Below are 15,015 nucleotides of genomic sequence, written 5' to 3' on the forward strand. Positions count from 1 at the left end.
ATGCGATTGACAGCCGGAAGCCATGCACGCCTCGGTGCAAGCTGGGACGGCCGCGGCACCAATTTCGCGTTGTTTTCCGCCAACGCGACCAAGGTCGAGCTGTGCCTGTTCGACAGCCTGGGCCGCCGCGAACTCGAGCGTATCGAGCTGCCGGAGCGCAGCGAGGATGTCTGGCATGGCTATCTCAACGACGTCTCGCCGGGGCAGGTCTATGGCTATCGCGTGCACGGCCCTTATGAGCCGGAGCACGGCCACCGCTTCAATCCCAACAAGCTGCTACTCGACCCCTACGCCAAGCGACTCTTGGGGCGGCTGGTCTGGAGCGATGCGCATTTCGGCTATCGCACGGGCAGTCCGCGCGAGGACCTGTCCTTTGACCGGCGCGACAACGCGCGCGGCATGCCCAAGGCCGTCGTGGTCGACGAGACTTTCAATTGGGGCCGCCGCGAGATCCGGCCCAATGTCCCCTGGGAAGACACGATCGTCTACGAGGCCCACGTCAAGGGACTGACGCAGAAGCGCGAGGACGTGCCGCCGAATCTCCGCGGCACCTATGGCGGCCTGTCGTCCCCGGCGATGATTTCGCACTTGAAAAAACTCGGTGTCACTACCATCGAGCTGTTGCCGATCCACGGCTTCATCGACGACCGCATATTGGTCGAGAAGAAGCTGGCGAATTACTGGGGCTACAACACACTGGCCTTCTTCGCGCCGGAGCCGCGCTATGCGCAGGACAATGCGCTCGACGCTTTCCGCACCACGGTGGCGCGGCTGCACGACGCCGGCATCGAGGTGATGCTCGACGTCGTCTATAACCACACCGCCGAAGGCAATCACCTTGGGCCGACGCTGTGCTTCCGCGGCATCGACAACGCCTCCTACTACTGGTTGAAGCCGGACAACCCGCGCTACTACGACGACTTCACCGGCTGCGGCTCCTCGGTCAATCTGACCCATCCGCGCGTCCTGCAGATGGTGATGGATTCGCTGCGCTACTGGGTCGAGGTCTGCCACGTCGACGGCTTCCGCTTCGATCTGGCCACCACGCTCTGCCGCGGCCCGAACGGCTTCGACCGCAACTCGTCGTTCCTCACCTCTGTACGCCAGGACCCGGTGCTGGCGCAGGTCAAGCTCGTGGCTGAGCCCTGGGACCTCGGCCTTGGCGGCTACCAGGTCGGCGGGTTTCCATCGCAATGGTCGGAGTGGAACGACCGCTATCGCAGCGCCATGCGGCGCTATTGGAGCGGCGAAGGCAGCCTGATCGGCGAGATCTCGGGACGCATGACCGGCTCGTCCGACATCTTCAATCATGACGGCCGAACCCAGCGCGCCAGCGTCAACCACATCACCGTGCACGACGGTTTTACGCTGGCCGATCTCTTCAGCTACAATCAAAAACACAACGAAGCCAATGGCGAGGACAATCGCGACGGCTCCAACGACAACCACAGCAACAATTGCGGCGTGGAAGGCCCGACCGATGACCCGAAAATCCTCGGCCTGCGCCGCCAGCTGCGCAAGAACCAGCTTGCCTGCCTCCTGCTGGCGCAAGGCCTGCCGCTCATCCTCGCCGGCGACGAGGCCGGCAACTCCCAGTTCGGCAACAACAATGCCTATTGCCAGGACAATGATGTGGGCTGGGTCAAGTGGGACGCGCTGGGCAAAGAAGGCGACGACTTCACCGCCTTTGTCGGTCACATGACGGAACTGCGCCGGCGCTTTCCGCAAATCCGCGCTCGCCGCTGGCTCGAGGGACGGCGCGCCGACGGCTCCTATGGCGTGCTGTGGCTGCGGCCCGATGCCGACGAGATGAAGGAGGAGGACTGGAAGTTTCCGGAGGGGCGATTTCTCGCTTATGTGCTGGGCCCGCTGGAACCAGGACAGCGTCCGATCTTTATCGTTCTGAATGCCGCCCCCGAAGAAATTCCATTCAAGCTGCCGAAAATGCCCGAATACAAGAGCTGGCGACAGGTCCTCAACACGACCGAAGCAAAGCAGATCGCCGTCGACTTCGATGCAGCCGCCGACACCAAGGCACCGGCCCGCTCGGTCCTCGCCTTCATGGGCCGGACATGACGGCGCGACAGTTTGGCGTAAAGCTGAGCGCGCGCGGCGCAACATTTCGCTTGTGGGCGCCGGCCGCCAAGCGCGTCGATCTGCTCCTGAACCATCCGCATCCAATGGAGCGGAGCGACGACGGCTGGTTCACCGCCGACATCGCAGGAGCCGGCGCAGGCACGCGCTACAAATTCCGTATCGATGACGAGATCGATGTGCCCGATCCTGCCTCCGACTTCCAGCCGGATGACGTCAACGGCCCGAGCGAGGTGATCGATCACGCGCGCTATCAGTGGCAGGCGTCGGACTGGCGCGGGCGTCCCTGGCACGAGACGGTGCTGATCGAGACCCATGTCGGCACCTTCACCCGCGAAGGCAGCTACCGCGCCATGATCGACCGGCTCGATCATCTGGTCGAGACCGGAATCACTGCGCTGGAGCTGCTGCCGCTGGCGGATTTCGCAGGACAGCGCAACTGGGGCTATGACGGTGTGCTGTGGTACGCGCCCGACAGCGCCTATGGCCGCCCTGACGATCTGAAAGCGCTCATCGATGCCGCGCATCGGCGCGGGCTGATGATGTTGCTCGACGTGGTCTATAATCACTTCGGCCCCGAGGGAAATTATCTCGGCCGTTATGCACCGACTTTCTTTACCGAGGCCCACACGCCTTGGGGCAGCACGATCGACTATCGTGTTCGGCAGGTGCGCGACTTCGCCATCGAGAACGCCCTACACTGGCTGCGCGACTATCGCTTCGACGGCCTGCGGTTCGACGCCGCCAACCACATCGTCGCCGCGCCCGGTGACGTGCCCGTGCTGCATGAGCTGAGCGAGGCGGTCGGGAAGCTCGCCGAGAAGACCGGCCGGCACATCCATCTCGTGCTGGAAAATGGCGACAATGTCGCGAGCCTGCTTGATCCGGCCGAGGGCCCGCCAAACGGCAAATATCGTGCGCAGTGGAACGACGACTATCATCACGCCTGGCACGTGCTGCTGACGGGCGAGGCGCAGGGCTATTACGGCGACTATCCCGCGCCACTCACGGCCCTTGTACGCTCGCTCTCTTCCGGCTTCGTCTACCAGGGCGAGACGTCCACCTTCTGGGGCAACAGGCCGCGCGGCGAGGCCAGCGGCCATCTCGCACCGGCCGCCTTTGTCAATTTCCTGCAGAACCATGACCAGATCGGCAACCGCGCGCTCGGCGACCGGCTGGAGACGCTGGCGGGAAGCAAGCCGATTGAGGCTGCGCTTGCCGTGACGCTGCTGGCACCAATGCCGCCGATGCTGTTCATGGGCGAGGAATGGGGCTCGAAGGCGCCGTTTCCCTTCTTCTGCGATTTTCACGGCGATCTCGCCGAAGCAGTCCGTCGCGGCCGCCGCAGCGAATATGGCTGGGCCTATGCGCGCTATGGCAGCGAGGTGCCGGATCCGCTGGAGCCGGCCACATTCCAGTCCGCCGTGCTGGACTGGCAATCCATCAGCTCGGCGGCGGGACAAGCGCGGCTCACGCTGGTGCAGCGGCTGCTGAAGACGCGGCAGCGCGAGATCGTGCCGCGGCTTGCCGATGCGAACTTTGACCAGGCCCGCGCCGAGGACAATGGGCTTTTGACGGCACGCTGGGTCATGGGTGACGGAATGGCACTGCATCTCCTTGCCAATTTGTCCTCGACCGAGATCAGCCGCGCGGTAAAGCCCGGCCGACAGCAAGAGCGGGGATCGCCGATCTGGGGCGGCGAGCCCGGCGATCGCCTCCCGCCCTGGTCGGTGTTCTGGCGGCTCGAGGGCTGAGATGCCTCCCGCGCTTCCGCTCGCCACCTACCGGCTGCAGCTCACCGCCGATTTCGGCTTCGAGCGCGCTGCCGAGGTGGTTCCCTATCTGAAGGCGCTCGGCATCAGCCATCTCTACGCCTCGCCCTTCATGAAGGCGCGGCGCGGCTCGACCCATGGCTACGACATCACCGACCACACCAAACTAAATTCCGAGCTTGGCGGCGAGGAAGGCTTTACGCGCCTGGACGCGGCGCTCAAGGCACACGATATCGGCCTTATTCTCGATTTCGTCCCCAATCATGTCGGGGTGCATTTCGACGACAATCCGTGGTGGCTTGACGTTCTGGAATGGGGCGAGGCGTCACCGCATGCAGTCTCCTTCGACATCGATTGGGACCAGCTGCCGCATCGCGCCCGTGGCGGCGTGCTGCTGCCGATCCTCGGCGTCTCCTACGGCGAGGCGCTGGAAAGCGGCCAGATCGAGCTGCGCTACGACGCGAATGAAGGCAGCTTCTCCTGCTGGTATTACGAGCATCGCCTGCCGATCGCACCCGAGCGCTATGGCGAGGTGTTGCGCGTGGCGGTCAAGGAGGCCGGTGCCGAGGATAGTGACGCGGGCGCGCGCCTGATCTCGCTTGCCTCCCGCTATACCGGCCTGCGGCACCCCAATCGCAAGGAGGCGCCAGCCTTCAAGGCGGAGTTGAGGGATATTCCCGGCGCCGCCGCCATCGTCGCGCGTGGCCTCGCCGCCTATCGCGCTGGCGCCGACCGCCCGGCGCAGACGCTGGCGCTGCACCATTTGCTCGAACGCCAGCATTACAAGCTCGGCCATTGGCGGCTCGCCTCCAGCGACATCAACTACCGCCGCTTTTTCGACGTGAATTCGCTGGCGGGCTTGCGGGTCGAGGATGCCGGCACGTTCGACTCCGTGCACCGGCTGGTCGCGCGACTGATTGCGGAAGGCAAGCTGCAGGGGCTGCGACTCGACCATATCGACGGCCTGCGCGATCCCGCGCAATATTTCCAGCGGCTGCGCCGCCTGATCCGGACTGCGCAGGGCAAGGACGCCGGCGCATTCTATCTCGTGATCGAGAAAATCCTGGGCGAGGACGAGAAGCTTCCGGCATTTGCCGGCGTGCACGGCACCACCGGCTATGAATGGCTGAACGCCATCACGCAGGTCCTGATCGAGCGACAGGGACTTGGAAGGCTCGATGAGATCTGGCGACAGATCAGCAACGCGCCGCCGCGGTTTGATCCAGTGCTCTTGGCCGCCAAGCGGCGCGTGCTGGAGACACTGCTGACCAGCGAGTTCACCGTGCTGAGCCGGCTGCTCGCGCGCATCGCCGACGGTCACTACTCGACCCGCGACTATTCGGCCGACAGCTTGCGCCAGGCGCTGGAGCTCTACATCCTGCATTTCCCGGTTTACCGCACCTATCTCGCGGCCCACGGCCCGAGCGTGCATGACCGTGAGCTGATCTCAAGGACGATCGAACGGGCGCGCGCCGAATGGTTCGCGGCTGACGACGGCATTTTCGACTTTCTCCGCGATACCATCACCATGGACCTGCTCGAGCCAGGGCGGCCGCCTCACAGCGCGCTGCGGGTGAGGCGCTTTGCGCTCAAGCTGCAGCAGTTCACGGGGCCGGTGATGGCGAAGTCGCTGGAGGACACCGCCTTCTACCGCTACCACCGCCTGCTCGCCCTGAACGAGGTCGGCGGCAATCCGGCCTCGACCGGACTTTCGATCGAGGCCTTTCACGCAATGATGGCGCGGCGTGCCAAGGAATGGCCGCACGGCATGACCGCCACCGCAACCCACGACACCAAGCGCGGCGAGGACGCGCGCGCGCGGCTGATGGCGCTGTCCGAGATGTCAGACGAATGGGCAGCCGTGGTTGCGCGATGGAAAGTCCTGAACGCACCGCATCTAGTCACGGCGGGTGAGATGCGCGCGCCCTCGGTGACGGCGGAGTACATGCTGTACCAGGCCCTCCTCGGCGCCCGGCCAGTCGGCGAAAGCAACACGAGCTTCATAGAGCGCTTCCAGGCCTATGCGCTGAAGGCGGCCCGCGAGAGCAAGGCCGAGACGAGCTGGCTGAATCCGAATGCGGCCTATGAAGAGGGATTGCACGCCTTCATCGATCGCATCCTCGATCCCGCGATCTCAAGCGAATTCCTTGGCGCGTTGGACAGCCTGGCCCGGCGGCTTGCGCTCCTGGGCGCGCTCAACTCGTTGAGCCAGGTGACGCTCAAGACCACGCTGCCGGGCGTGCCTGATTTCTATGAAGGTACCGAGCTCTGGGACCTGTCGTTTGTCGATCCAGATAACCGCCGCCCGGTCGATTTCGCAGGCCGCGCCAGGCTGCTCGCTTCGCTTGAGTCGCCCGACTGGACGCGGCTTGCACAAGACTGGCAAAGCGGTGCGCTGAAATTCTCCTGGACACGGCAATTGTTGAGACTGCGGGGCGAACGGGCCGGGCTGTTCACCACAGGCGATTATCAGCCGCTCGACGTGAACGGTCCCCACCGTGAGCACGTGATCGCCTTCGCAAGGTGCCATGGCCGCGAGGCCGCGATCGTCGCCGTGGTGAGAAGCTTCGCGCCATTTACTCAGGGTGGCCGGGTCTGGCCACGTCTGGAGACGCTCGAAGGCAGCGTCAACCTGCAGGGATTGGCGCTTGAAGGTCCAGACGCGACCTTGGGCGAAATTCCCCTCGCATCGCTGTTTGCGTCTCTGCCGGTTGCGGTCTTGAAAGCGCGAACCGCGGCAGCGGGCAAGCGCCTGCGGCATCGCATCATCGGCTGAAACGCAGAGGCCGTCCGGGATCGAACGGCCGGACGGCCCGGCGGATGTCGTGCCGACTCATGGGTCGGTTCCCTCTGCCCGCGCGAATCAAAGTATCCGCATCACTTCGTTAACGACAAGCTTATGCGCTGCTGCGCGCCTCCGCTGCTCACAGACTTTCGTTGCTGCAGCGCGGCGCGTCAGCTCTTCTTGGTCAGCAGCAACTGACCACGACTACGGATGGCGGCCTGCGCTGCAGCTGCGAAACGCTGCAGCAGCCAAGGCAGCACCACCTCGACCCGCACGTGATCGTCACCAACATCGACCTGCCCGCTCGCAAGCTGTCCCAGCGCGCGCACGCGAAACAGCATGCAATCGCCCTCCCAGCGCTCCTCATCAACCTGCAACACCGGCACACTGGCGGCTGCGCGTGTCAATCCGCCCTTGAGCCGACGCGTGGCCTCCTCGCGGCCGAGCTTATGCGGTATCGACACGACAAGCGGCGCTGACATCGATGAGCCCTCCAGAAATCCAACCTTGATTTAGTTCAGCGCGATCCGAAAATAAGAGATGCCGCAGCGGAATTTCTCTGGTTGCAACCGCGGAACCTTCAAGTTTCCCACCCGTTCTCCTCCCGAAACGAGAACCCTTGATAGGGCTGGAGGAGATATCTTATGTCGATTGGAACGATTATCCTGATCATTCTCATCATCGCCTTGCTCGGCGGCTTCAGCGGCATCGGCGGTGGACCGTTCTACGGCACGGGCTATTACGGTGGCGGTGGCCTCGGGCTTGTGATCGTGATCCTGTTGATCCTGATTCTGCTCGGAAGGATTTGAGGCGCGAGCTTTCCCTGCACGCTGTTTTTGCCTGATCCGCCGCATCGCCCGCGAAAGCGGGCGATGTAGTATTCCAGAGACTGCTATCCCGCCTTATCAACCAACCTCTTCATCGCCGCCTTGATCGACGATGCCGCGTCGTCATAGCCCAGCCAGGCCCTGCTCTTCGCGAGCAGCGACGGCACCGAACGTATCGTGTAGCGCTTCGGATCGAGATCGCCCTTCACCTGCGCCCAGGTCAACGGCATCGAGATGGTCGCACCTTCGCGGGCGCGCGGCGAGAGCGGCGCCACCGCGGTCGACAGGCGATCGTTGCGCAAATAATCGAGGAAGATCTTTCCCGTGCGCTTCTGCTTCGACATGTTCAGGAGGTAGCGGTCGGGCGCATCCTTCGCCATCCATTGGCAGACGGCCTGTGCGTAGGCCTTGGCTTCCTTCCAGCCGACCTTGTCTTTCGCGCCGTAAAGCAGCGGCACCACGACATGCAGGCCCTTGCCGCCGGTGGTCTTGCAAAAGCTCTCCATGCCGACATCGGCGAGGCGCTCGCGCATCTCCTTGGCGGCGGCAACCACATCCGCAAAATCGACGTCGGGTGCGGGATCGAGATCGAACACCAGCCGGCCCGGCGTGTCATAGGCGTAAGGCGCGCAATTCCAGGGGTGCAGCTCGAGCCCGCCGATCTGGGCCGTTGCCGCGAGTCCCTCGATCCGGTCGATCTGCAGATAGGGTTTCCGATCACCGGAGACCTTTGCGAGTTCCAGGTTTTTCGTCGTGCCCTGCATGGCATGGCGCTGGAAGAACTGCTCGCCTTGGATGCCGTCGGGCGCACGGATGATCGAGCAAGGGCGCCCCTTGATATGGGGCATCAGCCATTCGCCGACCGCCTCGAAATAATGCGCAAGGTCGAGCTTCGTCACTGGCTTGCCGTCGCCGCCATCAGGCCACAGCTCCTTGTCCGGCTTTGAGATGACGACGCCCATGACCTCCGATGATTTCGCTTGTGTCGCAGCTGTTCGTACCTTTGCGCCCGTACGCGCGACGGGCTTGGCAACGTTGGTCATGACAGGCTCTTCCGCCTTCACTTCGCGTGCCGGCTTGTCCCGGCGCAGGCCCTTGAAAGCGGCCTGCCTGATGTTCTTGTCACCGGTCCAGCCCGCAAATTCGATCTCGGCGACCAGCTCGGGCCTCAACCAATGCACGTCGCGCGTCTTGCGCGGCGCGTTCTTGCCACCGAAGGGATTGTCGTCGGATGCGGCAGCCTTCAGCGCCGGCATGATACGCTTTACCGTGTCCTGACCAAAGCCGGTGCCGACGATCCCGACATAGGCCAGGTGGTCGTCGCGGTAGACGCCGGCAAGCAAAGACCGGAATTTGCCGTTGGTGGTCTTATAGCCGCCAATGACGACCTCGTGGCCCGGCCGCGCCTTGGTCTTGGTCCAGCTCTCCGAACGTCCCGAATGATAGGTTGCTGCAAGCCTCTTGGAGACGATCCCCTCCATTGCAAGCTTTTTCGCCGACTCCATCACCGACTCGCCATCGGCGTCAAAATGCTCGACATAGCGGATGCATTTCGACTTGCCTTTTGGCCGCGCTTCCAACAGCTGCTTCAGCTGAGCCTTGCGCTCGGAGAGCGGCAGCCGGCGCAGATCGAGACCTTGCGCGAACAACAGATCGAAGGCGAAGAAGACAAGCTTGTCGGTCTTGCCGTCGGCGATCGCGGCCTGCAGCGTGGAAAAGTCCGGCACGCCTTCGGCGTCCATCGCCACGATCTCGCCGTCGATCAGGGCATCAGGCAGCGTGCTGGCCTCCTTGGCAATCGCGGCGAATTTCTCCGTCCAGTCCAGCCCCTTGCGCGTCTTCAAGGTAACGCCGCCATCCCCGACGCGGAGCTGCATCCGGTAACCGTCGAACTTGATTTCATGGACCCAGCCCTCGCCGCCAGGCGGCGTGTCGACCGAGGCACAGAGCTGCGGCGGGACGAAGTCGGGCATCTCCGAGATCTTCCTCGCTTTCGCGGGCGCCTTCGTCGACTTCGACTTGGCGCGCGCGTCGGCCGCTTCGCCGCGATTGGAATGCCAGACCGCGTCTTTCTTGGCGCGTCCGTTCTTCGCGAGCATGAACGGCTTTGGCGCGCGGCCCTTGCCTTGCGCGATCTCATCCATGGCGCGGCCGGACGCGGCCGAGCGGTCCTCGTCCAGGATCGTGTTCTCGTCGCCCTCCCGCGCGTATTCGTCGCGGTGCTTGATCAGGAGCCAGTTGGTGCGCTTGCCCTCGGTGCGATCGTGGCGCATGCGCACCAGGACCCAGCTGCCATGCAGCTTCGCTCCGTCGAGGGTGAACTTGAGATCGCCCTTCTTGAAGCCGCGTTCGGGATCGGCGCCCTCCCAATAGCCGCGGTCCCAGACCATGACGGTGCCGCCGCCATATTCGCCCTTCGGGATGGTGCCTTCGAAGTCGCCATAGTCGAGCGGATGGTCCTCGACCTCGACCGCCAGCCGCTTGTCATGCGGATCGAGCGAGGGCCCGCGCGTCACCGCCCAGGACTTGAAGACGCCGTCGAACTCCAGCCGCAGATCGTAGTGCAACCGTGTCGCCGCATGTTTCTGGATCACGAAGCGCCGCCGCTGCGCCGGCGCGACCTTCGCCTCGCCCGAAGGCTCGGCGGTCTTGGCAAAATCCCGCTTCTTCCGGTAGGTCGAGAGGTCCCTGAGCAGCACGATCGATCTTTCTCTTTCGCGTCGACGCGAACTCTATCACGCACCAGTCCCCTCTCGGAACCAAAACCCGCAACACCCGTTGGGGTTCCGACAAGTCGCTGAAAACCCTTCAAAGTTCTTAGTCCGGAGATCGCAATGGCTCCTCGCGCCTACTGGAAGGGATCGCTTAAGCTGTCACTGGTGAGCTGCCCGGTCGCGCTGTATCCGGCGACGACCACGGTCGACAAAATCCGCTTTCACATGATCAACAGGAAGACCGGCAACCGGCTACGGCAGCAGATGGTCGATTCCGAAACCGACGAGATCGTCGAGGACGGGCAGAAGACGCGCGGCTACGAGGTAGCCAAGGGCAAATATGTCGAAATCGAAAAGGACGAGCTGGACGCCATCCAGATCGAAAGCACTCACACGATCGACATCGACAGCTTCGTCCCGAAAGACGAGATCGACGAACGCTATCTCGACCACCCCTATTACATCGCACCGGACGGCAAGGTCGGCCTCGATGCGTTCGCAGTCATTCGCGATGCTATGAAAGATCAGGACAGGGTTGCGCTCGCACGCATCGTGCTGACCAACCGCGAGCACGTGGTCGCGATCGAACCTCTCGGCAAAGGCCTCCTCGCCACCACGCTGCGCTACCCCTACGAGCTGCGCGAGCACGAGGACTACTTCGATAACATCAAGTCTCCGAAAGTCACCAAGGATATGATCGAGCTGGCACGACACATCCTAAACAGCAAGGCCGCTCACTTCGATCCATCGACCTTCAAGGATACTTACGAGAATGCTCTGAAGGCGCTTGTCAAACGCAAGGCCGCCGGCAAGCCGATCAAAGTCGAGAAGATGGAGGAACGGCCGAGCAATGTCGTCAGTCTGATGGATGCTCTGAAGCAAAGTCTGAAAAGCCGCGGGTCACCGAACCGCGCGACACATGCGCCCGCGCGGCGGCGGATGTCGCATCGCCGTTCGACGAAGAAAGCAAACCGGTCATTGGCAAGACGCCGGAAAGCGAGCTGATCGCATTTCTGGATCGTGCTTCCTCGCCCGCGAAAAGACGTGGATGTCCGGATCAAGCCCGGGCACGACGAGGAGACAGTTGCTATCTCTTCGACTTCCGCTTCTTCGCGGCCTTGCGCTTCTTCGACTTCTTCGCCGACTTCCGCGACGGCACCTTCTTGCCCTCACGGCGCGCTTCCGACAGCCCGATCGCGATCGCCTGTTTGCGGCTCTTGACCTTGCGTCCCGAACGTCCGCTCTTCAACGTTCCGGCCTTGCGCTTCTTCATGGCGCGGCCGACCTTGGCCGATGCCTTCCTCGAATACTTGCGTGCCATGGTTATCCTCCCGGCAATGGGAAGATAATTCATCGCATTACGCGATGGTTCCAGACTTGCAACCTTACACGCTGCTAATCCGGCGCACGCAGGCGATAGCCAATGCCGGTCTCGGTCAGCACGAATTGCGGCCGCTCCGGATCGGCCTCGATCTTCTGGCGCAGCTGGCGCACATAGACGCGCAGATATTGCGCGTCAGTCAGTTCGTCCCACAGCTCCTTCAGGAGGAAGCGATGGGTCAGCACCTTGCCGGCGTGCTGCACCAGCACGCGCAGCAGCTCATATTCTTTCGGCGACAGTTTGACCTCGCGTTCCCCGACCCTGACGATACGGCGCACCAGGTCGACCGAGAGTTCGCCGGTGCGAAACACAGGGCGCTCGCCATGGACCTGCAATTGATGCCGCAGCGCCGCGCGCAGCCGGGCCAGCAGCTCGTCCATGCCGAATGGCTTTGTGACATAGTCATCGGCGCCGAGGTCGAGTGCCTGCACCTTGCCGGCCTCGTCGCCACGGCTCGACAACACCACAATCGGCACGCTGTCGTCGCGGGCGCGGATCGTCCGGAGCAACTCGTGTCCCTGAATATCCGGCAGGCCGAGATCGAGAATGACCAGCGCGGGATGCTCGGACAACAGCTCCAGCGCCATCTTGCCATTGGGGGCTTCCAGGATTTCGTATCCTTGCGTGGTCAACCCCATCCGCAACAATTTGCGGATCGGCGGCTCGTCGTCGACGACGAGCACCTTGATCGGCGGCGCACTCATGCTGCAGTATCCAATGTTTTGGCGTCTGCCGGGATCGGCAGGCGGATGGTGAGGATGGCACCGCGACGATCGGTGCGGTTGGCGGCGAAGATCCGGCCATGCATGGCCTCGATGAAGCCGCGCGAGATTGCAAGCCCGAGGCCGGTGCCTGGACGGACATGGTCCGTCTTCTGCACCCGGTAGAACTTGTCAAAAATGCTTTCCAGTTCGCCGGGCGGAATACCATCGCCCTCATCGGCGATGTGCAGCGACACCGAATCCCTGTCCCGCTGGCTCCTGATCGAGATCGTTGTGTCGGGCGGCGAATATTTGGCCGCGTTGTCCAGCAGATTGAACAGCACCTGCTCGAACAGCACCGCGTCCAGCTCAAGCATCGGCATATCTGCAGCCAGCTCGAGCCACACCTTGTGACGTGCGAGAATCTTGCTGCCGCGCCGCAGAGCGCTGCCGATGATCTCGCCGACGTCGTGTGGCGCGGTGTTGGGCACAACGGCGCCGGACTCCAGCTTGGTCATGTCCAAGAGATTGGCGATGAAGCGGTTGAGCCGTTCGGATTCATCTATCACGGTAGCCAGCAGATCGCGCTTCTGCTGATCCGACAGACCGGTCTCGAGATCGCGCATGGTGGAGGCGGCGCCGAGCACGGAGGCGAGCGGCGTCTTCAGATCGTGCGAGATCGATGTCAGGAGCGCCGAGCGCAGCCGTTCCGACTCGATGCTGCGCTTGACGCTGTCCATGTCCTCGACCAGTAACACTCGCTCGATGGCCAACGCGCCCTGGTCCACCAGCGCGTCGAGCAGGCGGCGCTGGTCCGGCGTCAGCAGGGGGCCGGTGCGGTCGTCGTCGATGCCGATCACGCCGATCGAGCCGCGGCCGGTGCGCATGGGCTGGAACAAGCGTTTGGCGCCCGGCAATGTGTCCGAGCCGCGCCCCGCGACGCGATCATTGCTCCAGGCCCAGTTGGCGGCCGCGAGGTCGGCCTGGTCGAGCTGGTCTTCCGGCGGATAGCCGGCTTTCACCGTCAGCACGCCATCCTCGGGCAACAGCAGGACGACACGCACTTTCAGCATCAGCGCGGTCTGATAGGCGGTGGCCCACAACACGTCGTCGAGTGTCGCCGTGCCCGCAAGCTTGCGACTGAACGCGTAAAGCTGTTCGGTCGACCTGATGCGGCCGACGGCCGTATCGGCCTGCGTGCGAACGCGCGCTGCGACATTGGAAACCAGGATTGCGACCACCATGAAGAGGAAGAAGGCCGCGATATTGGTGGGGTCTGTGATGGTCAAGGTGTAGATCGGCGGCAGGAAGAAGAAATTGTAAACGAGCGAGGCCGCGACGGTCGCGAGCAATGACGGCCACAGTCCGTACCGAACAGCGACCGCCACGACCGCAGTCAACAACACCAGGTCGACATTCTCGATGCCGAACCACGGCTGGATCAGCTCGGCTCCGCCAAGCCCGAGTGCCGTGATCAGCAGTGCCAGCAGATAGGGCCGCGGATTGAACGGCTCGGGACGCAAGGCCGTCTGCACCCCATTCTTCGTGACGGGAGCCGGCGGCAGCTCCTCGCCGGCAATGACATTGACCGTGATGTTGCCCGAACGGCGCACCAGATCATGCACCACCGATCCGTGCATGAGTTCGAACACGCGGGAGCGGGTCGACTTGCCGATGATGATTTGGGTAACGTTATTGGCCTGTGCGAATTTGATGATATCGTCCGCGATGCGGCGCTCGACGCTGGGAATGGTGAGCGCCTCGCCGCCCAGCGCTTCCGCAAGCCTCAAGGTGTCCGCAAGACGATCGCGCTGCTCGTCAGTGAGCTGCAGGCTGCGCCTTGTCTCGATGCTGATCGCGGTCCAGGGCGCATGCACGCGATCGGCAAGCCGCTTGGCTTGACGCACCAGGCCCGCGGCGCGCGGGTCTTCGCTGACGCAGACCAGGATGCGTTCGCCCGCCGCCCAGGGGCCGGCGATGGCGTTGGCCTGCATATGGGTGAGCAGCTGCTCGTCGACACGCTCGGCGGTCCGGCGCAGTGCGAGCTCGCGCAGCGCGGTCAGGTTGCCTGGCGAGAAATAATGCTCCAGCGCGCGCTCGGCCTGTTTGGGGACATAGACCTTGCCCTCCTTCAGGCGCTGGATCAGGTCATCGGGCGTCAGGTCGATCAGCTCGATCGCATCGGCCCGGTCGAACACCGAGTCCGGCACCGTCTCCCGCACCCGCACATGGGTAATCTGCGCGATAACGTCGTTGAGGCTTTCGATGTGCTGGATGTTGACCGCGGTATAGACGTCGATGCCACGCGAGAGCAGCTCCTCGACGTCAAGATAGCGCTTGGGATGGCGGCAGCCCGGCGCGTTGGTGTGGGCAAGCTCGTCGACAATGGCGATCTGCGGATGGCGGGCGATCACCGCGTCGAGATCCATCTCCTCAACGATCTGGCCGCGGTATTCGAGCCGCTTGCGCGGGATGATCTCAAGCCCGCGCAGCAGCGCCTCGGTCTCAGCCCGGCCATGGGTCTCGACAAAACCGACCACGATGTCGGCGCCGCCTTTCAACCTGGCATGCGCGCTCAGCAGCATTTCGTAGGTCTTGCCGACGCCGGGAGCCGCGCCGACGAAGATCTTCAGCCGGCCAACGCCGCCATGCTCGCGCTTTGCTGCCTCCAGCAAGGCTTCCGGCAAGGGACGCTGTTCGGGATCGCGGCGTTGCTGGACCATACCTCGATTATAATGCGC

General features: G+C 63.5%; 10 protein-coding genes. 5 read left to right on the forward strand and 5 right to left on the reverse strand.

The genetic code is table 11. The features are described 5' to 3' along the window. The 3 genes from glgX to treY are packed head-to-tail and all read left to right on the forward strand — an operon-like array spanning position 1 to position 6,642. A complete protein-coding gene (gene glgX / locus A3AI_RS0125210) occupies positions 1 to 2,076 on the forward strand; it encodes a glycogen debranching protein GlgX (RefSeq protein WP_024518259.1) in 2,076 nt (691 codons plus the stop codon). Further along, positions 2,073 to 3,848 (forward strand): malto-oligosyltrehalose trehalohydrolase, encoded by a 1,776-nt coding sequence (gene treZ, locus A3AI_RS0125215; protein ID WP_024518260.1) that lies wholly within the window; start codon positions 2,073 to 2,075, stop codon positions 3,846 to 3,848. The genes glgX and treZ overlap by 4 nt, the downstream gene beginning before the upstream one ends. Position 3,849: 1 nt before the next feature. Continuing rightward, complete coding sequence (treY, locus tag A3AI_RS0125220; protein WP_024518261.1) at positions 3,850 to 6,642, forward strand: malto-oligosyltrehalose synthase; 2,793 nt, start codon at positions 3,850 to 3,852, stop codon at positions 6,640 to 6,642. 179 nt (positions 6,643 to 6,821) lie between these two features. On the opposite strand, the gene A3AI_RS0125225 is transcribed toward treY, so the two are convergent. Further along, positions 6,822 to 7,133: a polyhydroxyalkanoic acid system family protein gene (locus tag A3AI_RS0125225; protein ID WP_024518262.1), complete on the reverse strand. Its 312-nt coding sequence runs from the start codon at positions 7,131 to 7,133 to the stop codon at positions 6,822 to 6,824. A 162-nt stretch (positions 7,134 to 7,295) separates the two neighbouring features. Between A3AI_RS0125225 and A3AI_RS46395 the strand changes: the two genes are divergently transcribed. After that, positions 7,296 to 7,460, forward strand: a complete 165-nt coding sequence (locus tag A3AI_RS46395) for a DUF3309 family protein (protein ID WP_084801020.1) — start codon at positions 7,296 to 7,298, stop codon at positions 7,458 to 7,460. 83 nt (positions 7,461 to 7,543) lie between these two features. On the opposite strand, the gene ligD is transcribed toward A3AI_RS46395, so the two are convergent. Further along, a complete protein-coding gene (gene ligD, locus A3AI_RS0125235) occupies positions 7,544 to 10,174 on the reverse strand; it encodes a DNA ligase D (RefSeq protein ID WP_024518263.1) in 2,631 nt (876 codons plus the stop codon). Between the two features lie 138 nt (positions 10,175 to 10,312). Here ligD and ku point away from each other — a divergent pair, with 138 nt between their 5' ends. After that, positions 10,313 to 11,197, forward strand: coding sequence for a non-homologous end joining protein Ku (ku, locus tag A3AI_RS0125240; protein ID WP_024518264.1), 885 nt, complete (start codon positions 10,313 to 10,315; stop codon positions 11,195 to 11,197). A gap of 82 nt (positions 11,198 to 11,279) precedes the next feature. On the opposite strand, the gene A3AI_RS0125245 is transcribed toward ku, so the two are convergent. The 3 genes from A3AI_RS0125245 to A3AI_RS0125255 form a co-directional block, all read right to left on the reverse strand. After that, the gene (locus A3AI_RS0125245; protein WP_024518265.1) at positions 11,280 to 11,513 is read right to left on the reverse strand and encodes a DUF6496 domain-containing protein; all 234 of its coding nucleotides are present in this window, start codon (positions 11,511 to 11,513) and stop codon (positions 11,280 to 11,282) included. 74 nt (positions 11,514 to 11,587) lie between these two features. Continuing rightward, positions 11,588 to 12,277, reverse strand: a complete 690-nt coding sequence (locus tag A3AI_RS0125250; RefSeq protein ID WP_024518266.1) for a response regulator transcription factor — start codon at positions 12,275 to 12,277, stop codon at positions 11,588 to 11,590. Next, positions 12,274 to 14,997 (reverse strand): DUF4118 domain-containing protein, encoded by a 2,724-nt coding sequence (locus A3AI_RS0125255; protein ID WP_024518267.1) that lies wholly within the window; start codon positions 14,995 to 14,997, stop codon positions 12,274 to 12,276. The genes A3AI_RS0125250 and A3AI_RS0125255 overlap by 4 nt, the downstream gene beginning before the upstream one ends. Positions 14,998 to 15,015 lie beyond the last annotated feature (18 nt).

This window comes from Bradyrhizobium sp. Tv2a-2 (genome assembly GCF_000472425.1).
Classification (GTDB): Bacteria; Pseudomonadota; Alphaproteobacteria; order Rhizobiales; family Xanthobacteraceae; genus Bradyrhizobium.

Coding starts and splice junctions, on each gene's coding strand:
- glgX (WP_024518259.1), top strand. CDS start 1: ATGCGATTGACAGCCGGAAGCCATGCACGCCTCGGTGCAAGCTGGGAC.
- treZ (WP_024518260.1), top strand. CDS start 2,073: ATGACGGCGCGACAGTTTGGCGTAAAGCTGAGCGCGCGCGGCGCAACA.
- treY (WP_024518261.1), top strand. CDS start 3,850: ATGCCTCCCGCGCTTCCGCTCGCCACCTACCGGCTGCAGCTCACCGCC.
- A3AI_RS0125225 (WP_024518262.1), bottom strand. CDS start 7,133: ATGTCAGCGCCGCTTGTCGTGTCGATACCGCATAAGCTCGGCCGCGAG.
- A3AI_RS46395 (WP_084801020.1), top strand. CDS start 7,296: ATGTCGATTGGAACGATTATCCTGATCATTCTCATCATCGCCTTGCTC.
- ku (WP_024518264.1), top strand. CDS start 10,313: ATGGCTCCTCGCGCCTACTGGAAGGGATCGCTTAAGCTGTCACTGGTG.
- A3AI_RS0125245 (WP_024518265.1), bottom strand. CDS start 11,513: ATGGCACGCAAGTATTCGAGGAAGGCATCGGCCAAGGTCGGCCGCGCC.
- A3AI_RS0125250 (WP_024518266.1), bottom strand. CDS start 12,277: ATGAGTGCGCCGCCGATCAAGGTGCTCGTCGTCGACGACGAGCCGCCG.
- A3AI_RS0125255 (WP_024518267.1), bottom strand. CDS start 14,997: ATGGTCCAGCAACGCCGCGATCCCGAACAGCGTCCCTTGCCGGAAGCC.